This window comes from Trichocoleus sp. FACHB-591 (genome assembly GCF_014695845.1).
GTDB lineage: Bacteria > Cyanobacteriota > Cyanobacteriia > FACHB-46 > FACHB-46 > Trichocoleus.
Genome location: NZ_JACJPA010000087.1, coordinates 95,089 through 118,325, shown reverse-complemented (window position 1 = coordinate 118,325; position 23,237 = coordinate 95,089). Strand labels below are relative to the sequence as shown.

Genomic DNA, 23,237 nt, shown 5'->3' with positions numbered 1-23,237 from the left:
ATGGCTCAACTCCTTGATCCAGTTCCTTCTGATCAGCCTGATCCTATTTTTTGCTGCTATGTCAATGCAACGAGTCAGATTCAGATCGCACGAATTACCAATGTAGCGAATTGGTACTTTGAGCGGGTTGTGTTTCCCGGCCAGCGCTTGCTGTTTGAAGCCCCACCAGAGGCTCAATTAGAGATTCATACAGGCATGATGGCTAGTGCTATTTTATCGGACAATATCCCCTGTTCCGAGCTGTGGATTGAAGCTGAAGTGTACCCAGGCTTGGACACAGCGGGTGAGCAACGTAAAGAAGAGAAAAATGAAGGGCTCGGCGTCGTAGAACCTCTAGCCGCCACCGCTTGACGCAAATTCATCCTGATGGATAGTTGCAGATAAACAAGCTGAATTAAAGACTTAGGGGTTCCGCTCGCAGGAGTCCAACTTAATACATAGGTTAGTTTCCCTGAAATGATGATAATAGGAAGACGAAAGTCATCCTGTAAATAGTTTTGAATCTACCCTCGTTCCTCTGGCTGTGGAGAGCCGCTGCTTGGTCCATGGGCTTCTCGCTCTTGGCCTATGTGCTTTTGGCCATGACTGGCGTTTGGATGTTCCAAGTTCGCTCTAACGGTCAACCTTATCCAAACTGGCTGCGATCGCTGCATTACGTGATTGGCGGCATCCTCGCGTTCCTAGTGCTGTTCTTGCTAGCGATCGGCTTGGTAGGCACCGTGGGGCATTACGGCTCTTTGGGGCATTCAACCCATTTGCCGGCTGGCTTAATAGTGGTGGCTTTAGTCGCGATTTCTTTCTGGAGTGCGACCCAAATCAACCCTGAACGTGGTTGGGCGCGATCGCTGCATATAGGCACGAACCTAATTTTGTTCCTAGGGTTTATTTGGGTCTCAGTCACAGGCTGGGACGTAGTACAAAAATATCTACCTTAGATAGAGGTCAGAAGAAAACGACAGTCTTGAGTAGTAGGGCTCAACAACCATAGCTTCCGTAGAAATCCCCCACTTGGGGGAATGCCATTTACGGAATTTTCAGTAAATATGCTGAATATCAATTAGTACTCTGCTTTTAGTTCCGAGCTATGTCTTACCGTCCTGTTTCTCGTGGGTTTGTGGTAATTGATCCAAATGGCATGCCTCTACTAGAAGCATCTCAACAAGGACGCTACGCTCTAGTATTTTTAAGCCAAGCAGATGTCATTCGCTATCGCGAACGAGTAACCGAAGTTCGCCAAGCCACTAAACAGGACTACGCGATCGCTGCGATGCCCATGCATCGAATTCAGCGCTTGCTCAGTCAAGAGAAAGTAGGCTTTTGCGTGATCCAGAACTGGGATGCGATCGCTGCTTGATAGGTTGGCAGCAAATAGCAGCAAGTTGGCGATCGCTCAGGAACCACTACTTCTGTTTGAAGTGCTGCAAAATTCCAGAAAGTTCTAAAATCACTTTAACTTGTGGCTTCACACCTTTTAGAGCAAACTTAGTCCCCTGCTGTCGAGACTTCGTCAAACCTTCTAGGATCACCTTTGTCCCTTCCGGATCAAGAAACTGAGTTGCACTCAAATCAAGCACAATACCTTCACCTGCTTGAATTTTTGTTTCCAGGTCTTGAGCTAAAAAGGCAGCAGTACAGCAGTCAATTCGTTTTGGTGCACGGACAATAACAGGAACGCTTGCAGAGTTAGACATAGGGCATCACCTCATAGTTCTGATCTAACTCGGTGAGGCAGCCGAAGCACATCCGTAAAAATCGAATTTGTATTCTACGCTACTAGAATCCGCCTCAGTATGATTGCGGCCACTCTATAACAACTCGAATTACATCCGGGTACAGTCTAGGCTTTGCTGCTTTGGGGGTCAGCAAAATTCAGCTAGGAGCGGCGTAACGAAAAGAGTTAGCCTACAGTTGAGAGAGACTAATTACTTAAGAGCGATCGCGAGATTGAACTGTGTCTTTAGAGCCCCTTCCTGATTTGTCTGTGGTGTCAGAGCCTTCTGCAACCCCCATCCAGTCTTTAGAGCTACATAGCTTCGGCATTTCACCCTTGATCCGCCTGACTCTCCTGGGGCTCTACGTTGCTTTAACCCTACCCTTACCTTTTTTGACTCAAGTGACTAGTGCTCCAGTGCCTGCCAGTTGGCTCTGGATTGGCATTACGATTGGCGCGATCGCCCTTTATGCCGCTTTGAGTGAACGAGTGGTATTAGACCAAGACGGGATTCAAGTGACATATCCTCGCTGGGTCCCTAGATGGCTACGCCCAGGTTGGGTGCTACCTTGGCATGAAGTTCAAGCTTTGAAGCCACGCTCAACTGGACAGGGAGGCTTGGTTTACTACTTTTTGACTCACTCTGGCAGAGCTTACTTGCTGTCAATGCGCGTCTCTGGGTTTGCCAAGTTAGTGCAGCAGGTGCAACAAAAAACAGGCATTGATACAAGCGATGTGCGGCCCCTCGCTCAACCCTGGATGTACTTGATCTTGTTAGGGTTAACGCTGATGCTACTAGCAGTCGATAGTTGGACCATTTGGACAGTTTGGACCCAGGGATACCCATCTCCCTTAAACTGAATTGACGATCTGTGGACGCAAAAATAGTACCTCTGCCAATGGAACAAACTTCACAAATGCGCTTGCAGCAGGTTAATTTAGCCGCTTCGGTTGGAGCCCACTATCTACTGCAAAACATTTCTTTTGAAGTGTTTCAGGGCGATCGCATTGTCTTGGTGGGACCATCTGGAGCGGGAAAAACCTCTCTACTGCGTCTACTAAATCGGCTGAGTGAGCCCACTCAGGGAGCCATTTACTTAGACAATCAAGAAATTCGGCAAATTCCCGTCATTCAGTTGCGACGGCAAATTGTTTTAGTGCCCCAAGAGTCAAAACTTTTGGGAATGACCGTGGAAGCGGCTCTGACCTATCCTCTGACGCTACAAGAACTCCCGCGCACCACAGTTGCCCAGCGTTTGCAGTACTGGCTAGAACAATTACACATTCCCTCCGAGTGGCTAGACCGTACTGAGTTGCAACTCTCAGTGGGTCAGCGGCAATTGGTCGCGATCGCACGAGCGCTAATGCTTCAGCCCAAGATTTTGCTTCTAGACGAACCCACCTCAGCTCTAGATGCAGGGCGAGCCGCACATGTGCTTAAAGTTCTAACCGATTTAGCAGAAAGTGGGCAAACCACTCTCTTAATGGTGAACCATCAACTTGATCTAGCTCAGGAGTTTTGTACCAGAGTCCTCTATTTACAGCAAGGTCAACTTCTGAAAGACTCACATTGCCCAGCCATAGACTGGATTGACTTACGCAATACCTTGATTCAGGTAGAAACTGAAACTGCTCAAGAATGGATGTAGCCTCGACCTAACGCTCTGTCAAAACCACGAATTGACCACTCCAAAATTCCCGCTTAGAAATGGCGACCATCGCTAGTAGCCATGCGGAAAGCAGTTGGGTCAGCAGGGATAGCTCCCTGTCTCGCATGAGAGCGCTCTGCTAATGCCGCAGAGTTAGGCGTCAGAACTTCCAGATTGAATCGATAGCCCACATTTCGAACGGTTTGAATCAAACTGGGTTGGCGGGGATCGGTTTCAATTTTTTTCCGCAAAGATAGAACATGTGTATCCACTGTTCTAGGGTTGTCAATTTCATCAGGCCAAGCCCGACGCAGCAGTTCCGAGCGGCTCAATGGAGCACCTCCCGCCTGAGCTAGGATATACAGCAAACTGAACTCTTGTGGTGTCAGGTCAATGAATTCATCTTGAAAACGAGCTCGGCGCTGCACCAAATCAATGGTGAGATCCCCATACTCTAACTGGAGTGGCGCTACCACTGCTCTGGTACGTCGAGTGAGGGCTTCAACTCTAGCCTGAAACTCTTGCATACCGAAGGGCTTAGTCAGATAATCGTCGGCCCCCGCTTTCAGGCCTTCCACAATATCTGCTTCTGTATTACGAGCCGACAACATCAAAATCATTGACTGCTGTTGTTGCTGTAACCAGCGACAGAACTCCAATCCATCTCCACCAGATAGGTCGGAGTCAAGCACAACGAGGGTTGGTTGGCGGCTTTGAAACACCTCTCTCGCTTGGTGAATATCGGCTGATTGATAAACCCAGTACCCTGCCTGCTGCAGATGCCAACCGAGCAGCGATCGCAGGTGCGGATTTCCTTCCACTATTTGAACGCAGACAGCTCCCACAGAGGCGCAGTTTCCTTCGAGTGATTGTCCTCCAACTTAACAGAGCATTTGTCATGGGTTTGTAACCCCTGCTACTCACGTCCTTGTGCGGAACCAACAAATCATTGTATCTGTCCCTGAGGCTATGACTTCTGGCCCATAGGACATCTACAGGTTAAGGGTAGAATAAGAGTATCAACATCCCTAGCTGCTCAGCTCACTTCCACTCATAGAATTCTTAACACTCACTAGGGTTTACCCGTTGAAGGTGGTGAAGCATTACCAACAGCGCTTGTAGTACTGAGTCAATTAGGCCAACTCCCAAGCGAAAGCCCCGCGATCGCCCTAGCCAAATCGGTCTAAATAAACGTCCATACTATTCCCGCCAACTAAGGACTTAACCTAAAGATTATGCTTCAAGACACTCTGACTATCCGCTACTATCAAAAACTCTCCGATGCTTTAGGCGAGCTTTGGAATCGGGGGTATCGTTTCGATGACTTACGCCTTTATGTGGATGGCTATTTAGCAGCGCTTCGACACGCAAATACAATCGAACCCTATCAAATTCATCGTCTAGAAGAAGAAATTACTCGTTACCTCTACGACTCCTCTAACTTTGAAAGCCTACAGTCTCAGACAGACTACTACTAAGCCGTTGTTCTAAACCAAGTTCTAAACCATTAGTCCGTAACTAGATGGTGGGTTCAGTCGAGCTGTAGGGAAAGTAGGTATATAGAAGGGCGAATTTAATTTTAATTGACTGAAAAGATTGCACAAAAAAGGGCAGATTAAAAGCTGCCCTAATAATATTTTGGCTTACCCTCAGTGAGTGGCTGATTCAATCACGAAAGTTTTAGGAAGCCAGAGCGACTTCTACCATCTGCTGAAGTTCGCCTTTTTGGTAAAGTTCAATCAGAATATCCGAGCCACCAACAAACTCCCCGTTGATATAGACCTGAGGAATTGTGGGCCAGTTAGAGTATTCCTTAATGCCTTGACGAACTTCGTGATTTTCTAAAATATCAACGGTTTCATAGGGTACGCCCATTGAGTTCAGAATCTGAACTACGTTGTTAGAGAAACCACATTGAGGCATTAGCTTTGAGCCCTTCATAAACACCACAATTTTGTGCTGTTTGAGCAAAGCGCTGATCTGTTCTTGCAATTCTGGAGTCATAGCTGTTCCTAAACAATCTTTGCGATGTCCTCTATAACTAGTGTACTGGTTGGTTTTCTAGGACGACTGCCAACCCTAACCAGAGTTATTAGAGATGCATTGGCGAGCTGGCTGTAGCAAGTTTGCTAAAACGTTCTTGAGCCACTAGTCAAAGAGATTGACCCGAAGTAGCCCAAGTTTGAGGGGTGAATGTTTTCAGAGACAACGCGTGAATGGCTTCCGTAGACATTGCCTCCCGGAGAGCGCTGTAGACTAACTGATGCTGCTGCACCAAGCCTTTTCCTTCAAACTGAGATGAAATGATCGTGGCCTGGTAATGGTCACCACCACCTGTCAGGTCTTGGATTTGAACCTGCGCGTCGGGCAAGGCTGCTCTGATCATCGTTTCAACTTGATCTCGGCTAATCATTCATACTCCTCTGCATGTTCTCAGACTGATCTAGTCTAGCTTTAGCTGGATACTTGACCCTTAAGCAAGTTAGAGCAATCCTGGCTAGTTAGGTGCCAAGCATGTGGTAGATGCTGAGCTAGATTGATTTAGGAAAGCCTCAGTTTATCAGTCTGCTGAGTTAGAAATTCTTCAGTAATTGAATCGCTGTCGTTAACGAGGAGCCGCAGGCGTAGAAGACTGTTGCTCGCCTCCAGCACGCGGGAACTGGGCATCCACAAACCCAAGTTCAAACAGTTGCTGGTAAGCTTTTTTGCCCAAGTCGCGAGTTGGCTGTTGACTGCGAATGATCTGTACTAAGAGAGGCACTGCCAATTCGGGTTGATTTTGAGCGCGATGCACTAAAGCCAATTGGTAAGTAGCTTGATCCCTTAGCTGAGCTGCATCTAGAGCTTTACGGCGTTGGCTATCAGCTACACGGTTGTCAATACCAGAGAAGCTCGAAGCTAAGTCTTGATAGAAATTGGAAAGCTGGTTGTAAACTTGGCGCGCTTCTTGCAGTTTCTGAGTCGCCAGAGAATAGTTTTGAGCTGAAACAGCATTGCTAGCTTCATCCATTAAACGCTGGCCACCCGGTAGGCTCAGCACGCCAGAAGATTGGCTTAAGGGACGTATATTATTGGGGTCATTGGGGTCAAGCGGTTGAGCCTGGCCACCCGACGGGGGGAGAGAAGGAACCTGAGCCTGAGCAGCCAGCGGACGTAGCAGCGTGAAAGCTACGGCAAGTTGCAGAGAAACTAAGCCTGTCAAGCGAAGGAAGCGAACAGAGCCAGAGGAGATCATGGAGTAACTTTGCGAATTTGCAACAAACAGGACAGATTCAAACTTCGGGTATCTTACCATTGGCAGTCCTCAGTAGGTTTAAGTAACTACCAAAGCCTCTGCCAAGCTAAATGAGCGCCTGTAAAGGTTTCAGTACAGCTCAGCAGAAGTACCACTGTTGAGTACGCACCTAACTTTTACTGACTCGCAATTGCTGGAGTCAGCATTAATTTGGCGCCCAGTGGATTGGAAAAAATACTCCCAAGTTTGAGTAAAGGAGACTAGGATTTTTGGGCTTGAGTTCCCTAGCCCAGCAGAGGTACGGTTTTGGGGAAAGATGAAATCACCCCTTTGAAGTAAGGAGATATGGCTGAATCTGTGCCCTAATTTTGGTTAGCAAGTGCAGCTCAAGGAGCCAGTCTCATGACCCATGATGCAAACCTACCCAGTGCTTCTAACTCAACTCCAGGTTCGGGAGTGCCTGAGAGTAGTACAGGGATTATTTTGCAGCGCGGGGGCGAAGAGTTGCTGCTAGAGAAGGTGAGCGATCGCTTCACGGTTCATCCCTCGTCGCCAGAGGCGGTGCAGCAATTAGCGCAGCAGATTCCCGCCGAGCTACATCGGAACGTGCCCCCTGCTCAGTCAGCTGAATTTATTGTTGACCCAGGCCAGCGGGACCAGGTGATGCAAACGGTGCGATCGAGCAGTGGCGTGGACTTTGCCAGCCATGTGTACCGAGTTAAAAATAACCCTGGTTCGCTGATTTACCTGACAGATAAACTCACAATTCAATTTGCGGCTCAGGTTGATCTAGCAACTAGGAACGCGATCGCCACAGAACTAGGTTTGCAAGAAGTGCAGCCTGTTGTGGGAATCCCCAATACGTTTGTGTTTCAAGTCACTGCTAAAGCCGCAGCCAATCCAGTCAAGATCGCCAATCAACTAACTCGGCGATCGGAGGTATTGATGGCTGAACCAAATATTGTTGTCAGAACCCAAGCGCACTACCGCCCCAGCGACCCCCTATATCCAAAACAGTGGTACCTCAACCACAATGGCGGCCCTGACTTGGCCGCAGGTTCCCATATTTCGGCTGAAAAGGCTTGGGACATCACTAGAGGGAGCCGTTCGATTGTGGTGGCAGTAGTAGATGATTCCTTTGATCTAGACCATCCTGACTTTCAGGGTCAAGGCAAGATTGTAGCCCCTAGAGATTTGAGAGACCAAGACTTTCTACCGCTCCCGGACGATACAGAAGCTAGCCACGGCACTGCTTGTGCAGGCGTAGCTGTAGCAGAGGAAACGGGTAGTGGCATTGTGGGGGTGGCTCCTGGATGCGCCTTAATGCCCATCCGCACCACAGGCTTTTTAGACGATGAAACGATCGAACAAATCTTTGACTGGGCTGTAGTCAATGGTGCAGCGGTAATTTCTTGCAGCTGGGGGCCAAGTGCTGTTTACTTTCCGTTGTCCCTGCGGCAGAGCGCTGCCCTCACTAGAGCTGCTAAAGATGGCCGCAATGGCAAAGGTTGTGTAATTGTCTTTGCTTCTGGCAACGCCAATCGTCCGGTCAATGGCGCGATCAACGAACAAGGCTGGCCCAACAACGTGCTACGCGGACCCACGACCTGGCTGACTGGATTTGCCGTTCATCCCGATGTGATAGCGGTTTCAGCCTCTACCAGCTTGAATAAGAAAGCTGCCTATAGTAACTGGGGCACCAATATCTCAGTTTGTGCACCGAGCAATAACGCTCCGCCCGGAATGTGGTTGCAAGAAACCGGGTTTGTCAGCACACCTCCAGAAGTTCGGGTGTTTCTACCAGGACAAAGCGTTTTCACAGCTGATCAACTCGGAGCCGCAGGCTATGACCCCGGAGACTTTACCGGAGATTTTGGTGGTACTTCCAGCGCTTGCCCCACCGTGGCAGGCGTGGCGGCTCTGGTTCTCTCGGCCAACCCTGATCTTACGGCGCAGGAAGTACGTCAAATTCTGCAACAAACCGCAGACAAAATTGTTGACCCTGACCCCGATCCGCAATTTGGGTTTCGCAAAGGCACCTACGAAGCAAATGGCCGTTCGGAATGGTTCGGTTTTGGTAAGGTTAACGCATTTAAAGCGGTTCAAGCGGCTCAGCGGCAAATGGCTGCACCTTTAAGTAGCTCTCAGCAAGTCCAAGGGCGCAACGATAGCAGCCTGGCAATCCCAGATAACGATTTCAATGGCATCAAAAGCGCGATTCAAATCAACGATGCCAGCCTAGTACGGGATATTCAAGTCACCGTCAATCTAGAGCACAGTTTCTTGGGTGATTTGGAAATTAGCGTGATTGCACCTAAAGGCCAAACAGTGTTGTTGCAAGGCCGCACGCTGGGTCGCCGGACGCAGTTACAAACCAGCTATTCTCTGCAAAATACACCCCTACTGCGTAAATTGCTGAATCAGTCTGCCGCCGGACGCTGGCAACTGTGGGTTATCGATCGCGCGGCAATGGATACAGGCACACTCAAAAACTGGCAGTTAACTCTCGGTATTTGATTCTGGCTGAGCGATCGCGGGCCAAGGATGAGCCGCCAACAAATTGCTGGTTAGCTCTTGCAGCGATGACTCTAGGTCAGCTGTCAAGCGCTTAGCACTCACTTTAGGTTGTTCTAAATCATAATTGGCAGCTTTCAGCGGCTCGCCAATGCGAATTGCTACCTGAGAACGCCATCCGGGCACAGCCTGGCTGTAATGCAAACTAATTGGTACGATTTTGACTCCTAGCCCTGGTTGATTTGCTTCCGCTTGTAGAGCTAAGCGGGCCAATCCGGGCTTCAGAGAATGCACCTGGCGATCGCGGAAAATGCCACCCTCCGGGAAAATCACCAAAGACTCGCGATTTTCCAGCAACTCCACCCCATGCCGCAAGCTAGCGATCGCCGGACGCTTTGGGTCAATCGGAAACCCACCTAAGCGCCGGATAAACCACCCTTGCAGTCCCTTTACCTCATCCGCCGACACCATGAATCTTAAATCGTGCCCCGTAATGTCGCGACCCGCCGCATAAGGCACTAGCAATGCATCCCAACGTGAACGATGAGTCGGCGCTAGAATCACTGGCCCATCCGTCGGCAAATTCTCCTGACCGCTAACCTCAATCCGCCCAAAGTAAGCAGGCAAAACCACATGACGACCCAGCGGATAGACCCAAGGCATGAGCCAGGGAGAAAAGCGAGAAATACCCGTTGCAGGTTTCCTGGGTAGAGAGGAACTTGCGTGAGTGGTTATCTCCATGTCCTGTTTTGGTGCTGGAGGAGTATCGCTAGAGTCACGGCCAAAAGAGTTAAGCGAAATCATGGAGTCGAACGAGATCATAGTGACAGCGGGAGACGAGAAACGCAAGAACCAAGCCGGATAATGCCTGCTTGAACCTAACGTAAAGGCTTTTATTTGAGTTGTCTTCTGCCACAAGGACACTTCCGCCGCTGTCATGAGGTAGAAGCCGAGTTAGGTAGGTGCCGCGATCGCCGCCGCTCAGCAAACCAACCCTGTAACTGCCTCCTACAAGGCATTTCCAAAATCCCACCTAAAACCTTCAGTGGGTGAAACGAACAAGCACTATCTGGTAAATTCATTACCGTTCGCACCGCACCAGTTTTCGGGTCGTCCGCCCCGTACACCAACAACCCTAACCGCGCCTGCACAATTGCTCCCGCACACATCGGGCAAGGCTCAAGCGTCACATAAAGCGTGCATTCATTCAAACGCCAATTTTGTAACACCTGCCCCGCCGCCCGCAAAGCCAAAACCTCCGCATGAGCCGTTGGGTCGCGATCGCGCTCCCGCCGATTTTCTCCCTCAGCGATCAACTCTCCATCTGGCCCCACAATCACCGCTCCCACAGGCACTTCCCCTGCCGCACCCGCCGCTTCAGCTAGCTCCAGCGATCGAGCCATCCAGCGATGGTGCACTAGGTATTTGGGGTGAGAAAGAACAGGAGGGGGGAGTTGCAAGGATGAATGAGGAGGGATGAAGGATGAAAGGGAAGGAAGTCAGAAGTCAGAAGCTAGGAGATTGAGGGAATAAAAACAAAAGGCTCGAAACGCCTAAAGATCAACTCGTTTGGAGGGGGGCTGGGGGACGCAACCGTCCCTCAGCGGGGGTTTGGGGGCGAGTGCCCCCAAGGTTCGGATTTCAACCAACAAACTTCAGCTATCAAACTTCAACAGCAGACTGCATCAAAAGCGGGTCTAATTGTCCCTGACGATCCAAGGCATACAGATCATCACAGCCGCCCACATGCTCATTATTGATAAAAATCTGCGGCACCGTCCGGCGACCATTCGCCCGCTCCCCCATCTTGACCCTAGCCGCTCCATCGCCATCAATCTTGTACTCAGTAAACTTCACCCCTTTCCACTGCAACAGCACCTTCGCCCGAATGCAGTAAGGACAAGTTTGCCAAGTATAAATCTCCACATGAGCCTTAACTTGCTCAGGGTGACGACCAAAAAACCGATTGAGAAATTCGAGCATGTTTTCTCAGACTAATAAAGCTGCTAGCTGAAATGAGCTGTTAACTCTAAGCATACTATTCCGCACCCAGAGCCGCACAGCCATGCATTACTCCGCATCTAACTCCCCTAAAGTTTTAGTGGCGTGGCAACGGAAAAACTACCAAAAGGGTAAAACCTGCGATCGCCAGCCCCAGAGAAACCGCCGTTAACTTCACACGATTCTGCCAGTCTGGTATCCCTGGCGATCGCTCTCTATCCATTTTTTGCGGCTTACTCCCAGACCGAGGCACCAGCCACAACAACAGACTCCCGAGCGTCATCAGACTACCTAAAATCGCTAAACTGCCACCAATCCAAGCCACCAGGAACCAAGCCATTTGATTCATCGTGATGCTCCGAACTCAAAAAACTTCCCAGCGATCGCCAGATAGAGATAAAGCCAGCTCTAGCCCACCGCTTCAAAAATAGCTGAATCACGCTTGGAGCCAAGCGCCTGTCTCCACTGTAGCTTTGCTCAATCTGGGTTGCTGGGAGCAATTTGTGACGAATTCCTTAAGTTCTGACACACCCAAACTGCCACTCTTGCCGCTCAACCCAAAATCTTTCTGTCAAGGGTATACCCGCACTTTGGTAGGATTGAGAACTGAAATTGCCAGTTAAAACGACGCAAAATCAGCCGTTTGGAGGAAACACCTCGTGGAAAACACGCTCGGTCTTGAGATTATCGAAGTAGTAGAGCAGGCTGCGATCGCCTCTGCTCGCTGGATGGGCAAGGGCGAAAAGAACATCGCTGACCAAGTTGCTGTAGAAGCAATGCGGGAGCGAATGAACAAAATTTACATGCGAGGCCGTATCGTGATCGGGGAAGGGGAGCGCGACGACGCCCCCATGCTCTACATCGGGGAAGAAGTGGGAATTTGCACCCGCGAGGATGCTAAAGAATACTGCAACCCAGACGAGCTGCTCGAAATTGACATTGCGGTTGACCCCTGCGAAGGCACCAACCTCGTCGCCTATGGTCAAAACGGCTCTATGGCCGTGTTGGCTATTTCTGAAAAAGGTGGTTTGTTCGCAGCGCCCGACTTCTACATGAAGAAGTTGGCAGCTCCGGCGGCAGCCAAGGGCAAAGTGGACATTCGCAAGTCTGCGACCGAAAACCTCAAGATTCTATCCGAGTGCTTAAACCGCTCTGTGGAAGAACTAGTGGTTGTCGTCATGGATCGTCCTCGTCACAAGGAATTGATCCAAGAAATCCGCCAAGCTGGAGCTAGAGTTCGCCTGATCAGCGACGGTGACGTGTCTGCCGCCATTTGTTGTGCTTTCGCTGGCACCAACATCCACGCTCTGATGGGCGTTGGCGCCGCTCCTGAAGGTGTGATCTCCGCTGCTGCAATGCGTTGCCTGGGTGGCCACTTCCAAGGCCAACTAATCTACGACCCCGCAGATGTCAACACTCCCGAAAGCAGCAACTGGAACCGGGAAGCCAACATCGCTCGTTTGAAAGAAATGGGCGTGGACGACCCCGATCGCATCTACAACGACGATGAGCTAGCGTCTGGTGAAACCGTCCTGTTCGCCGCTTGCGGTATCACCCCTGGCACTTTGATGGAAGGCGTGCGCTTCTTTAGCGGTGGCGCTCGGACTCAATCTCTGGTCATTTCCAACCAGTCCAAAACGGCTCGCTTTGTAGATACCATTCACCTGCTTGATGGACAAAGCAAATCCCTGCAATTGCGTTAATTTGCAGTTTCTCAATTGCTAACGGCAGGATTTCAGACAGGGGTATGGCAATGCTATGCCCCTGCTGAACTTTAAGCCTGAAACAGCATTAACCCCAGAGAAGTGCCACACTAAAGGTAGAAGCGATCGCTGACGTAGATCGCTTTTTCATGCCTATCACTTTGGGTCTCCAGCTAGATGAACTTTTCCTAACTTGCCTACTTTAGGTACTCCTTTAGTTTTAATTTAGATTTCTAAAGATCCATTGATTGAGCCTGCTAGACGCCTGCTGGTTATCAAAAACGTTTTTACATCAATCGCTCCGTCTGGCTTGGAAGACGACAACTCTTAGGGAGGGAAGATGAATATTGCCGTTGTGGGCCTGAGCCACAAGACAGCCCCCGTTGAAGTGCGCGAAAAGCTTAGTATTCCAGAACATCAACATGAGGCGGCGATCGCTCACTTGCAGAGCTACAGCCACATTGAGGAAGCTGCCATCCTCAGTACCTGTAATCGCCTCGAAATTTACATTGTCACTACCGAGTCGGAGCACGGCGTGCGGGAAGTGACGCAATTCTTGTCTGAGCACAGCAAGTTACCCATTCCGGCGCTACGACCTCACCTGTTTGTGTTATTACACCAAGACGCAGTCATGCACTTGATGCGGGTGGCTGCGGGTCTGGATAGCTTGGTTTTGGGCGAAGGGCAAATTTTGGCCCAAGTAAAGCACACTCACAAGCTGGGCCAGCAATACAAAGGCGTAGGCCGCATTCTCAATCAACTGTTTAAGCAAGCGATCTCGGCGGGTAAGCGCGTTCGCACAGAAACCAGCATTGGTACGGGGGCTGTTTCAATTAGCTCGGCTGCGGTGGAGCTAGCCCAAATTAAGGTGCCCAACCTCGCTGCTTGTCGAGTTGCCATTATTGGGGCAGGCAAAATGGCGCGGTTGTTGGTGCAGCACTTAATCTCCAAGGGAGCAGTGCAAATTTGTATTCTCAATCGTTCTTTGGAGCGGGCAGAGGAACTAGCCAGCCAGTTTACAGAGGCGCAACTCAAGCTCTGCTTGCTGTCTGAGTTGTCGGAAGTGCTGACCTGTTCAGATTTGGTATTTACCAGTACCGCTTCGACTCAACCGATTTTGGATCGCGCCAAGCTAGAAAACTGCTTGGAGCCAACTCAACCTTTGATGCTGATCGACATTTCCGTGCCCCGGAACGTCGATGCAGATGTCAATGACTTGGAATGTGTCCAGGTGTTCAACGTCGATGACTTAAAAGCTGTGGTGGCGCAAAATCAAGAAAGCCGTCGGCAGATGGCAATGGAGGCAGAAGCCCTGCTAGAAGATGAGCTAGACGCCTTTGATGTTTGGTGGCGATCGCTAGAAACCGTCACGACCATTAGCTGCTTGCGGGAAAAAATTGAAACCATTCGCGAGCAAGAACTGGAAAAGGCGTTGTCTCGCTTAGGCAGCGAGTTTGCGGAGAAGCACCAGGAAATTATTGAGGCGTTGACTAGAGGGATTGTAAACAAGATTTTGCATGACCCGATGGTGCAACTCCGGGCGCAGCAGGATATTGAGGCGCGGCGGCGAGCGATGCAGTCGCTAGAAATGTTGTTTAACCTCAATCCAGAGGCGCGATCGGGTGAGGCAATTTAGCATCCGAACCTTGGGGGCACTCGCCCCCAAACCCCCGCTGAGGGACGGCTGCGTCCCCCAGACCCCCTCCAGAAGTGGGGTTATTTTTTTGGGGTGAAGGCTGATGGGTAAGAGCTGGTTCCGCACAGTTTCTCAGGTTGTTGTCTTCCTGGTTGGATTGTGGTTGGCATTTGATTTGCTAGCTCGGCTGGGGGGAGAGGTGCTTTGGTTTCAGGAATTGGGCTATTCACCCGTGTTTTTGCTGCGGGTCTGGACTAAAGCCTGTCTCTGGACGATCGCCTGCTTGGTAACGATCGGGTTTTGGTTTGGTAATTTTGCGATCGCCCAACGCTTGCAATACCAGAAGCCGCAAGAGCAAGATCTCAGCCCCAAGGACATTTTGTTGGGAAATCGGGTGGCTCGGCCTCGAGGCTTAGGGGTGACTAAGTTGCTGCCGCTGGCGGTGGGGTTAAATCTGTTGGTGGGCGTGATGCTGCTTTACTACGCTCAGGTGGCGGGACGCTATTGGCATCCCCCTAGCTGGCTGGGCAAGGCTTTTTCTAGCTTTTCCAATGCATCACTACCGTCCCCCCAGCGCTTAGAACCAGAAATCATATGGCAAATCTTGGTGCAATTGCCGAGTCATCTGTCGCAGGCGGCAGTGTTGGGTGGGCTTGTGCTGGGGCTAACAATTGCCCCTCGGTTTTGGTTGCGAGCGATCGCAGTGGTTTTAGCAGTGGGGTTTGGGCTCACACTGGATGGCCACTGGGCACAGGTTTTGCAGTACTTCTATCCCACGTCATTTAACAGTACTGATCCGCTTTTTGGTCGCGATATTAGTTTTTATGTCTTCACTCTGCCAGTCCAGCAACTCCTAGCCTTTTGGCTGACAGGCTTAACGCTGTATGCCTTAGTGTCAGTAACGCTGTGGTATCTCCTATCAGGAGAAAGCTTGAGTGAGGGCAACTTTCCGGGATTCTCGGCTCCGCAAGTTCGCCACTTACAGGGCTTGAGCACTAGCCTGATGCTCGCGATCGCTTTTAGTCACTGGCTCAGTCGTTACGAGTTGCTGTACTCCTCTAGAGGCGTGGTTTATGGCGCTAGCTACACGGATGTAACGGTGCAGTTGCCGATTAACACTGGCTTGAGCTTTTTGGCCTTGGCGATCGCGGTTTTTCTGCTTTGGCGAACGATGGTCGGCTCGAAGCGAGCTAGCCAACCCGCTCCTTGGCTGTATGGGTTGGGTTTGTACGTCGCGGTTGTGGCGATCGCGGGCATCGCCTTCCCAGAGGCAGTGCATCGTTTTGCCGTACAGCCTAACGAGCTAGCCCGGGAACGTCCTTATATCGAGCGCAGCATTGCCCTAACCCGTCAAGCATTTGACCTGCAAGCCATTGATGCTCAAACCTTTTCCCCCACTGGAGAACTGACCCGCACTGACCTGCAAAACAACCAACTTACCCTCCGCAACATTCGGCTCTGGGACACACGTCCGCTCCTACAAACTAATCGGCAGCTACAACAAATCCGGTTGTATTATCGGTTTCCAGATGCGGATGTCGATCGCTACACGCTTTTGAAGGATGAAGGCGGAAGAACGTTCGCGAAGCGTTCCGAAAGAAGGGATGATATTGCTTCTTCTCTCCTCACTCCTAACTCCACCCTGCAGGAACGCTTTCAGCGAACACCCCTCACTACCGAAAAGCAGCAGGTTCTAATTTCGGCGCGGGAGTTAGATTACAGTGCGGTGCCGCAACAAGCTAAAACTTGGGTGAATGAGCACTTGGTCTACACCCACGGCTATGGATTTACGCTTAGCCCAGTGAATCGGGTGGGGCCAGGAGGTTTGCCAGATTATTTCGTTAAAGATATTGGGGTCAACCCAGCCGATGATAATGCTAGCTCTTTGACGACTTCCAGCGCTGGAATTAGAGCCAGTATTCCTATTGGCCAACCTCGGCTCTACTACGGGGAGATTGCTAATACCTATGTCATGACTGGGACGCGAGTCAAGGAGTTGGACTATCCCAGTGGAAACGACAACGTTTACAACACCTACGGGGGGCGCGGTGGTGTCTTCCTAAATTCTCAATGGCGACGGTTGCTATTTGCCAAGTACTTAAATGATTGGCAGATGGTCTTAACTCGCAACTTTACGCCCCAAACCAAGGTGCTGTTCCGTCGCAACATTAACCAGCGGATTCGGGCGATCGCCCCTTTTCTGCGTTATGACAGTGAGCCTTATCTAATTACGGCTGACACCAACCCAGAGGCTACTGCTGGCGATGATGATTCAGCCGACCAAAATTATCTTTATTGGATGGTCGATGCCTATACGACGAGCGATCGCTATCCTTACTCAGACCCTGGCAACCATCCGTTTAACTACATTCGCAACTCGGTCAAGGTGGTGGTCGATGCTTACAATGGCTCGGTTGATTTTTATGTCGCTGATCTCACAGATCCGATTATTCAAACTTGGGCCAGAATCTTTCCAGGATTATTCAAACCGATCAGTGATATGCCCGCCGCCCTTCGCAGCCACGTCCGCTATCCGGTCGATTTTTTCAATGTGCAATCAGAGCGGCTGCTGACCTATCACATGACCGATCCGCAGGTATTTTATAACCGGGAAGACCAATGGCAGGTTCCGGTAGAAATATATGGCAGTAAACCGCAGTTGGTAGAACCCTATTACCTGATTACTAGCCTGCCCGGGAGCGATACAGAAGAATTTATTTTGTTGCTGCCCTTTACGCCGCGACAGCGCAATAATTTGATTGCTTGGTTGGCAGCGCGATCGGACGGAGAAAACTATGGCAAGCTGTTGCTCTACGAGTTTCCTAAACAGCAATTGGTCTACGGGCCAGAGCAAATTGAAGCGCGGATTAATCAAGACCCGATTATTTCTCAGCAAATTTCCTTATGGAATCGGCAAGGTTCGCGGGCGATTCAGGGCAATCTGTTAGTGATTCCGATCGAGCAGTCGTTGTTGTATGTTGAGCCTCTATATCTGGAAGCTGAGCAAAACAGCTTGCCTACTTTAGTCCGAGTCATTGTGGCTTACGAAAACCGTATCGTCATGGCAGAAACGTTTGACCAAGCTCTAGCAGCCGTGTTTGAAGCTAAAGCACCCACTGCCCCAGTGGTGCGTCCCGTAGCGGCTCCCACACCTCCGACTCCATCGCCTGTCCCCTCAACGCCCTGAACCGTATTAGGATTTAGCCACATGGCAACCATCCGTGAAGCGTTTGTTAGCGCCGTTCAGCATCATGAAGCTGGGCAGTTGCATCAAGCCGAGCAGCTTTACCGCTTAATTTTGCAGCAAGAGGCTAATTATTTCCCTGCCTTGCATGGCCTAGGGCTAATTGCTTACCAAGCTGGTTACATTGAGGAGTCGATTGCCCATTATCGCCAAGCGATCGCCCTCAAGCCTGAGGTTGCTGATGCTTACAACAATCTAGGATTGGCTTTGGTTGCTAATGGTGAATATGCGGCGGCTGTGGCTAGCTACCAGCAAGCGATCGCTCTCAACCCCCGCTACCCAGAAGCCTACAACAACTTGGGTCATGCCCTGCGACATCAAGGCAAAGTAGCTAAGGCGATCGCGGCTTATGACCAGTCAATCGTGCTGAAGCCAGAATTTGTCTCGCCTCATTGGAATCGGTCTCTGGCTTTGTTGCTGGGTGGAAATTTAGGCCAAGGCTTTGCTGAATATGAATGGCGCTGGCGACGGGAAGGCAAACAACTGCGCCCATTTCCTCAACCCCTCTGGGATGGCTCAAACCTAGCAGGACGGTGGATTCTGCTATATGCCGAGCAAGGGTTTGGCGACACCATGCAATTTATTCGCTACGCCACCTGGGTTGCAGAGCACGGCGGGCAAGTGGTGGTAGAGTGCCAAGCTCCCTTAGTTCGCTTAGTCCAAACGGTGCCCGGAGTGCAAGCCGTTGTCGCTCAAGGTGAAGCCTTACCCGCCTTTGAGGTGCAAAGACCTTTGATGAGCTTACCTTGGCTCCACGGCACCACCCTAGAAACCGTTCCTGCTCAGGTGCCCTATCTTCAGGTTCCTAGCTCTAGCTCGATCACCTTGGTCACCCCTCCAAACACCCAGTTAAAAGTAGGGTTCGTCTGGTCGGGCAATCCAGAAAATCGCAATAACCGCAATCGCTCCTGTACAGCGGGTGACTTCCGCCCTTTGCTAGATATCCCTGGCGTAACGCTTTACAGCTTGCAAAAAGCAGCCCAACCAGAAGAACTGGCTCAACTGGGTGCACTAAGCGATCGCCTCCAAGATTTAAGCCCCCAGTTACAAGATTTTGGTGATACAGCCGCCGCGATCGCCCAACTGGATTTAGTCGTCACGGTAGACACGGCAGTTGCTCATTTGGCTGGAGCTTTAGGTAAACCTGTCTGGGTATTGCTTTCATTTGCTCCCGATTGGCGCTGGATGCTGGAGCGAGAAGACACGCCTTGGTATCCCACCATGCGGTTGTTTCGGCAAGCTCAATTTGGTGATTGGGCAGGTGTGTTGACGCGAGTGGTGGCAGCACTGCGGGAGGCGATCGCTCAACCGCAAAAATATTTACTAGACAAAAGCCAAACCTCATTCCCAGCCCCTCTCCTACAGGAGAGGGGTGCCGCAGGCGGGGAGAGGTCAGCCAATGCTCTACCAGAGCAAGATTGGGCAGCACTCCTAAAAACTGCTATCCAGCACTATCAATCAGGTCGTTTGGTGAAAGCAGAGCAACTTTATCAGCAAATTTTGCAAGCGCAACCCAACCAAGCCGAGGTTTGGCAGTTGCGGGGGGCATTAGCTGCCACTGAGAAACGTAACTCTGACGCGATCGCCTACTACCAAAAAGCCTTAGCCCTTAAACCTAACTTTCCGGAAGCGCATAGTAACTTGGGCGTAGCGCTCAGCCAAACTGGACAAATTGAGGCGGCAATTTTTCATTACCGACAAGCGATCGCCCTGAATCCTGGAGCCGCTGAGTTGCACCACAATTTGGGGGCCGCGCTGAAAGAACAAGGCCAAGTTGATGCCGCAATCGCGCACTACCAGCAGGCGATCGCGCTGAATCCCAACTACGCCATGACCTACAACAACTTGGGCACAATCTGGGAGGCCCAAGGTCGCTATGTCGAGGCAATGGCTTGCTACAAGCAAGCGCTGGCTGTTAATCCTGAGAATGTCGATGCCCGCTTTAGCAGAGCGATCGCGCTATTGCGGCTCGGTGACTTGAGGCAAGGTTTTGAGGAATATGAGTGGCGGTGGCGACGACTAGACATGAAGCCGCAACCATTCAAGCAACCAATTTGGGATGGCTCTGACTTGTCAGGAAAAACCCTGCTGATTCATACAGAGCAGGGGTTTGGCGACACAATTCAATTCATTCGCTATGTAGGCTTAGTAGCGCAGAAGGGAGGCCGCATCCTTGTGGCTTGTCAGCAAGCGTTATCCACGCTGATTCAGCCCCTCCCCCAGATTCAGCAATTTATCGTCGAGGGTCAGGCCATCCCCAAGTTTGATGTCCATGCGCCACTATTAAGCTTGCCGCGAATTTTAGACACCAGCCTGGAAAACATTCCTGCCCAGGTGCCCTACTTGCAGCCTCCAACCTCCAGCCTGACTTTAGTTGCCCCACCAGCCACGCAACTCAAAGTTGGCTTGGTTTGGTCAGGCAATCCTAGCCACCCTCACAATCAGCAACGATCTTGCCCCCTCCAGCAGTTTTTGCCTCTGCTAGAGCTGCCTGGAGTCGCGTTCTATAGTTTGCAAAAAGGCCCGCAAATTGCTGATTTAGCGCAATTACCTTCCACTGCAATTCAAGATTTAAGCCCCCAGTTACAAGATTTTGGCGATACAGCCGCCGCGATCGCCCAACTCGACTTAGTGATTGCCATTGATACCTCCGTGGCTCATTTAGCGGGAGCCTTAGGCAAGCCAGTTTGGTTGCTGCTCGACACATCCCCCGACTGGCGCTGGCTCACTGACCGCGAAGACAGCCCTTGGTACCCGACAATGCGGCTATTTCGGCAAACCACTGCGGGAAATTGGCCTGAAGTCATTGAGCGAGTCAGTCAAGCACTGCAAAAATTATTAGCCAGTTGCCTGCCTACACCTCTGAGTGATTTGGAGGCGGCGATCGCTACTGCCCTCCAAAGGCACCAAACTAATCAACTAGAGGCAGCCAGCACCATTTACTTTCAGGTGTTGCAGCAAGACCCCAACCACCTGGATGCCCTCCATTTGCTCGGAGTGATCGCGCACCAAAAACGCCAATTTGACCAAGCGATCGCCTACTACAAGCGGGTGTTGACGATCGCGCCTAACTTTGCTGAAGCCCATGCCAACCTCAGCGCCACGCTCCGAGAACAAGGCCAGTTTGCTGAGGCGATTGTCCATTGCCAAAAAGCTTTAGCGTTCAACCCCAACTTCACGAACGCTTATGCCAGTCTGGGTTTAATTTATCGTCAGCAAGGTCAAGTCGCTCAGGCGATCGCAGCCTACAACCAGGCTCTAGCTAGCAATCCTGACGATATTGAGACTCATTGGAATCGCGCTTTGGCTTGGCTGATCGGCGGAGATTTTCAGCAGGGATTGGCCGAGTACGAATGGCGCTGGCGACGACCTCACCGACGGCCTCGTCCTTTTACTCAGCCACTATGGGATGGCTCAGACTTGCAAGGGCAAACTATTTTGCTCCATGCCGAGCAAGGCTTTGGCGATACGATTCAATTCATTCGCTATGCGGCTTTGGTCGCTGAGCGCGGCGGACGGGTGATTGTAGAATGCCAAGCCCCACTGCTGCGCCTATTGGCTGGGGTGGCTGGCATCGATCAACTCGTGGCCCAAGAAACTCCCCTGCCCGCCTTTGATCTGCACACGCCACTGCTGAGCTTGCCGCGCTTGTTTGGTACCACGGTAGACACCATCCCTGCCTCAGTTCCCTACATTTTCCCTCCGACACAATCCGCCGTAAAGCTCAGCGCACCTACTGGCCATCTGAAAGTTGGCATCGTATGGTCGGGCAGCCGCACGAATCAAAACAACCATCATCGCTCTTGCTCACCCCACTACTTTCAACCGTTGCTGGCGATACCAGGAGTCAGCTTCTACAGCTTGCAGAAAGATGCCTCAGTTGCCGAACTTGCCCAACTTACCAGTGACGGTGCAACCGTAGAGAATTTAAGTTCGCAGTTGCAAGACTTTGCTGATACAGCCGCCGCGATCGCTCAACTCGATTTAGTGATTACCGTGGATACTTCTGTGGCTCACTTGGCAGGCGCAATGGGCAAACCTGTGTGGGTGCTGCTCACCTTTGCCCCCGATTGGCGTTGGCTGCTAGAGCGAGAAGATAGCCCTTGGTATCCCACCATGCGGCTGTTTCGCCAGCAACAACCGGGTGGCTGGGCCGCTGTGATCAACCGTGTCCAGGAGGCATTGCAAACATTAGTCGAGACACCATCGCCATCAACCCATTCTCTTCCTGCCATGCCCCAGCCTTCTCCTGAATTCGCAGCAGCTACTCCACCCGACGATTCTACTAACGTCACTCCCCCACCTCCCACCGCAAACACTAAGCCAGTGAGACCCATTGGTATCGGCTGGCAACTGAGCTTAATGACAGGATGGGGAGTTTACGGCATCAACTTCACGCTCCAGTTGCAGCAGCATCCCCACTTCGCCCCGATGTTGCTAACACCCGCCTCAGTCACCTCAGAACTGCTCAATCCGCTACACCAAGTGCTGTTGCGTCCTGCGATCGCCCAACAGCAAAATCTACAAAACCTGCTGGCTAACTACCCCAACCAACAAGTCGGCTTAGATATCCCCATCTTCTACGCCTTGGGCAAAGATTTTGACTCTAAACTGTTGCCGCGAGTCTTCGGTCAGCGTAATTTCGGCGTGGTGTTTTTTGAAGATACGGCCCTAAAACCAGAAGCCATTGCCAAGGCTAAAACCTATGATGCGATCGTGGCAGGCTCAACTTGGAACGCCCAAGTATTGCAAAGCTACGGCCTGGAGAACGTCTACACCGCCCCTCAAGGCATTGACCCAGCGATTTTCCATCCTGCTCCCAAAGCCAATTTGTTCCGCGATCGCTTCGTGATTTTTTCCGGCGGCAAGCTGGAGTACCGCAAAGGCCAAGATATTGTAATTGCAGCTTTCAGGGCGTTTCGCGATCGCCACCCAGAGGCATTACTCCTCACAGCTTGGCATAATTTCTGGCCACAGTTCATGTTGGGGCTGGAGCAGTCAGGTCACGTCCAAGGTATGCCAGCTATTCATGCTGATGGTCGCTTGCGAGTAGTGGAATGGCTTGTTGCCAATGGAATTCCCGCCGATGCCTGTATTGATGTTGGTCCTATTCCCAATCATATGGTCGGGCAAATTATCCGCGAAGCTCATGTTGCACTATTTCCCAATCGCGCCGAAGGCGGCACCAACTTGGTAGCAATGGAAAGTATGGCTTGTGGGCTACCCACGATTCTCTCAGCCAATACGGGCCACTTAGATTTGATTGGAAGCGATCGCTGCTATGCCTTGACTCACCAAAAACCTGCTAAATCAATTCCCATTTTCCAAGGTGTAGAAGGCTGGGGCGAATCAAACGTAGAAGAAATCATCGAAGCTTTAGAACAGGTCTACACCGACTACCAAACCGCCCAAGCCAAGGGCCAAGCCGCCGCTCACTTCATGCAAGATTGGACTTGGGAAAAACAAGTGCAACGCTGTCTCACTGGACTCAATTTATAGCTTTTCAGACTTGTCTTCAATTCTTGCCGAACTGTCCAGATGATG

20 protein-coding genes are annotated in these 23,237 nt (G+C 51.0%); 11 read left to right on the top strand and 9 right to left on the bottom strand.

Annotated features, from left to right (window positions below):
- The 3 genes from H6F90_RS16140 to H6F90_RS16130 all read left to right on the top strand — a co-directional run bounded on the left by H6F90_RS16140 (position 1) and on the right by H6F90_RS16130 (position 1,354).
- Positions 1 to 351 carry a DUF1830 domain-containing protein gene (locus tag H6F90_RS16140; protein WP_190553403.1) on the top strand — a complete coding sequence of 117 codons (351 nt, stop codon included), beginning with the start codon at positions 1 to 3 and terminating at the stop codon, positions 349 to 351.
- A gap of 146 nt (positions 352 to 497) precedes the next feature.
- Positions 498 to 935, top strand: a complete 438-nt coding sequence (locus tag H6F90_RS16135) for a DUF4079 domain-containing protein (protein ID WP_190553402.1) — start codon at positions 498 to 500, stop codon at positions 933 to 935.
- Positions 936 to 1,084: 149 nt separating this feature from the next.
- Positions 1,085 to 1,354: a hypothetical protein gene (locus H6F90_RS16130; protein WP_190440870.1), complete on the top strand. Its 270-nt coding sequence runs from the start codon at positions 1,085 to 1,087 to the stop codon at positions 1,352 to 1,354.
- Positions 1,355 to 1,400: 46 nt separating this feature from the next.
- Here H6F90_RS16130 and H6F90_RS16125 read toward each other — a convergent pair whose 3' ends face one another.
- Positions 1,401 to 1,691, bottom strand: coding sequence for an STAS domain-containing protein (locus H6F90_RS16125; RefSeq protein WP_190553401.1), 291 nt, complete (start codon positions 1,689 to 1,691; stop codon positions 1,401 to 1,403).
- A gap of 260 nt (positions 1,692 to 1,951) precedes the next feature.
- Here H6F90_RS16125 and H6F90_RS16120 point away from each other — a divergent pair, with 260 nt between their 5' ends.
- Both H6F90_RS16120 and H6F90_RS16115 read left to right on the top strand, forming a co-directional pair.
- Positions 1,952 to 2,572, top strand: coding sequence for a hypothetical protein (locus H6F90_RS16120; RefSeq protein ID WP_370588029.1), 621 nt, complete (start codon positions 1,952 to 1,954; stop codon positions 2,570 to 2,572).
- Between the two features lie 38 nt (positions 2,573 to 2,610).
- Positions 2,611 to 3,360, top strand: a complete 750-nt coding sequence (locus H6F90_RS16115; RefSeq protein WP_190553400.1) for an ATP-binding cassette domain-containing protein — start codon at positions 2,611 to 2,613, stop codon at positions 3,358 to 3,360.
- 53 nt (positions 3,361 to 3,413) lie between these two features.
- Here H6F90_RS16115 and H6F90_RS16110 read toward each other — a convergent pair whose 3' ends face one another.
- On the bottom strand, positions 3,414 to 4,205 hold the full coding sequence (locus H6F90_RS16110; protein ID WP_190440877.1) for a response regulator: 792 nt from the start codon (positions 4,203 to 4,205) through the stop codon (positions 3,414 to 3,416).
- Between the two features lie 390 nt (positions 4,206 to 4,595).
- Here H6F90_RS16110 and H6F90_RS16105 point away from each other — a divergent pair, with 390 nt between their 5' ends.
- Complete coding sequence (locus H6F90_RS16105) at positions 4,596 to 4,838, top strand: DUF6761 family protein (protein ID WP_190553399.1); 243 nt, start codon at positions 4,596 to 4,598, stop codon at positions 4,836 to 4,838.
- Between the two features lie 202 nt (positions 4,839 to 5,040).
- Here the strand turns inward: H6F90_RS16105 and grxD are convergent, their stop codons facing one another.
- The 3 genes from grxD to H6F90_RS16090 all read right to left on the bottom strand — a co-directional run bounded on the left by grxD (position 5,041) and on the right by H6F90_RS16090 (position 6,655).
- On the bottom strand, positions 5,041 to 5,364 hold the full coding sequence (gene grxD / locus H6F90_RS16100; protein ID WP_190553398.1) for a Grx4 family monothiol glutaredoxin: 324 nt from the start codon (positions 5,362 to 5,364) through the stop codon (positions 5,041 to 5,043).
- A gap of 148 nt (positions 5,365 to 5,512) precedes the next feature.
- A complete protein-coding gene (locus H6F90_RS16095; RefSeq protein ID WP_190553397.1) occupies positions 5,513 to 5,773 on the bottom strand; it encodes a BolA family protein in 261 nt (86 codons plus the stop codon).
- Between the two features lie 192 nt (positions 5,774 to 5,965).
- A complete protein-coding gene (locus H6F90_RS16090; RefSeq protein ID WP_242017066.1) occupies positions 5,966 to 6,655 on the bottom strand; it encodes a hypothetical protein in 690 nt (229 codons plus the stop codon).
- 342 nt (positions 6,656 to 6,997) lie between these two features.
- Here H6F90_RS16090 and H6F90_RS16085 point away from each other — a divergent pair, with 342 nt between their 5' ends.
- A complete protein-coding gene (locus H6F90_RS16085; RefSeq protein WP_190553396.1) occupies positions 6,998 to 9,112 on the top strand; it encodes a S8 family serine peptidase in 2,115 nt (704 codons plus the stop codon).
- On the opposite strand, the gene H6F90_RS16080 is transcribed toward H6F90_RS16085, so the two are convergent.
- The 4 genes from H6F90_RS16080 to H6F90_RS16065 form a co-directional block, all read right to left on the bottom strand.
- Complete coding sequence (locus H6F90_RS16080; RefSeq protein WP_242024500.1) at positions 9,095 to 9,931, bottom strand: 1-acyl-sn-glycerol-3-phosphate acyltransferase; 837 nt, start codon at positions 9,929 to 9,931, stop codon at positions 9,095 to 9,097. The two genes, H6F90_RS16085 and H6F90_RS16080, sit on opposite strands and share 18 nt — an antisense overlap.
- Positions 9,932 to 10,044: 113 nt before the next feature.
- Positions 10,045 to 10,569 (bottom strand): tRNA adenosine(34) deaminase TadA, encoded by a 525-nt coding sequence (tadA, locus tag H6F90_RS16075; RefSeq protein ID WP_255525007.1) that lies wholly within the window; start codon positions 10,567 to 10,569, stop codon positions 10,045 to 10,047.
- A 202-nt stretch (positions 10,570 to 10,771) separates the two neighbouring features.
- Entirely contained in the window at positions 10,772 to 11,092 is a 321-nt protein-coding gene (gene grxC, locus H6F90_RS16070; RefSeq protein ID WP_190553395.1) for a glutaredoxin 3, read from the bottom strand.
- A gap of 115 nt (positions 11,093 to 11,207) precedes the next feature.
- Positions 11,208 to 11,459: a hypothetical protein gene (locus tag H6F90_RS16065; protein WP_190553394.1), complete on the bottom strand. Its 252-nt coding sequence runs from the start codon at positions 11,457 to 11,459 to the stop codon at positions 11,208 to 11,210.
- A 310-nt stretch (positions 11,460 to 11,769) separates the two neighbouring features.
- Here H6F90_RS16065 and glpX point away from each other — a divergent pair, with 310 nt between their 5' ends.
- The 4 genes from glpX (at position 11,770) to H6F90_RS16045 (ending at position 23,192) form a co-directional block, all read left to right on the top strand.
- Positions 11,770 to 12,813 (top strand): class II fructose-bisphosphatase, encoded by a 1,044-nt coding sequence (glpX, locus tag H6F90_RS16060; protein WP_190440897.1) that lies wholly within the window; start codon positions 11,770 to 11,772, stop codon positions 12,811 to 12,813.
- A gap of 340 nt (positions 12,814 to 13,153) precedes the next feature.
- Positions 13,154 to 14,449, top strand: coding sequence for a glutamyl-tRNA reductase (locus tag H6F90_RS16055; protein WP_190553393.1), 1,296 nt, complete (start codon positions 13,154 to 13,156; stop codon positions 14,447 to 14,449).
- Between the two features lie 103 nt (positions 14,450 to 14,552).
- A complete protein-coding gene (locus tag H6F90_RS16050; protein ID WP_190553392.1) occupies positions 14,553 to 17,636 on the top strand; it encodes a UPF0182 family protein in 3,084 nt (1,027 codons plus the stop codon).
- Positions 17,637 to 17,657: 21 nt separating this feature from the next.
- Positions 17,658 to 23,192 (top strand): tetratricopeptide repeat protein, encoded by a 5,535-nt coding sequence (locus H6F90_RS16045; RefSeq protein ID WP_190553391.1) that lies wholly within the window; start codon positions 17,658 to 17,660, stop codon positions 23,190 to 23,192.
- Positions 23,193 to 23,237 lie beyond the last annotated feature (45 nt).

Excerpts from the sequence above, each read along its gene's own strand:
- H6F90_RS16140 (WP_190553403.1), top strand. The coding sequence starts at position 1 with ATGGCTCAACTCCTTGATCCAGTTCCTTCTGATCAGCCTGATCCTATT.
- H6F90_RS16130 (WP_190440870.1), top strand. The coding sequence starts at position 1,085 with ATGTCTTACCGTCCTGTTTCTCGTGGGTTTGTGGTAATTGATCCAAAT.
- H6F90_RS16125 (WP_190553401.1), bottom strand. The coding sequence starts at position 1,691 with ATGTCTAACTCTGCAAGCGTTCCTGTTATTGTCCGTGCACCAAAACGA.
- H6F90_RS16115 (WP_190553400.1), top strand. The coding sequence starts at position 2,611 with ATGGAACAAACTTCACAAATGCGCTTGCAGCAGGTTAATTTAGCCGCT.
- H6F90_RS16105 (WP_190553399.1), top strand. The coding sequence starts at position 4,596 with ATGCTTCAAGACACTCTGACTATCCGCTACTATCAAAAACTCTCCGAT.
- grxD (WP_190553398.1), bottom strand. The coding sequence starts at position 5,364 with ATGACTCCAGAATTGCAAGAACAGATCAGCGCTTTGCTCAAACAGCAC.
- H6F90_RS16095 (WP_190553397.1), bottom strand. The coding sequence starts at position 5,773 with ATGATTAGCCGAGATCAAGTTGAAACGATGATCAGAGCAGCCTTGCCC.
- H6F90_RS16090 (WP_242017066.1), bottom strand. The coding sequence starts at position 6,655 with ATGGTAAGATACCCGAAGTTTGAATCTGTCCTGTTTGTTGCAAATTCG.
- H6F90_RS16085 (WP_190553396.1), top strand. The coding sequence starts at position 6,998 with ATGACCCATGATGCAAACCTACCCAGTGCTTCTAACTCAACTCCAGGT.
- H6F90_RS16080 (WP_242024500.1), bottom strand. The coding sequence starts at position 9,931 with ATGATCTCGTTCGACTCCATGATTTCGCTTAACTCTTTTGGCCGTGAC.
- grxC (WP_190553395.1), bottom strand. The coding sequence starts at position 11,092 with ATGCTCGAATTTCTCAATCGGTTTTTTGGTCGTCACCCTGAGCAAGTT.
- H6F90_RS16065 (WP_190553394.1), bottom strand. The coding sequence starts at position 11,459 with ATGAATCAAATGGCTTGGTTCCTGGTGGCTTGGATTGGTGGCAGTTTA.
- H6F90_RS16055 (WP_190553393.1), top strand. The coding sequence starts at position 13,154 with ATGAATATTGCCGTTGTGGGCCTGAGCCACAAGACAGCCCCCGTTGAA.
- H6F90_RS16050 (WP_190553392.1), top strand. The coding sequence starts at position 14,553 with ATGGGTAAGAGCTGGTTCCGCACAGTTTCTCAGGTTGTTGTCTTCCTG.
- H6F90_RS16045 (WP_190553391.1), top strand. The coding sequence starts at position 17,658 with ATGGCAACCATCCGTGAAGCGTTTGTTAGCGCCGTTCAGCATCATGAA.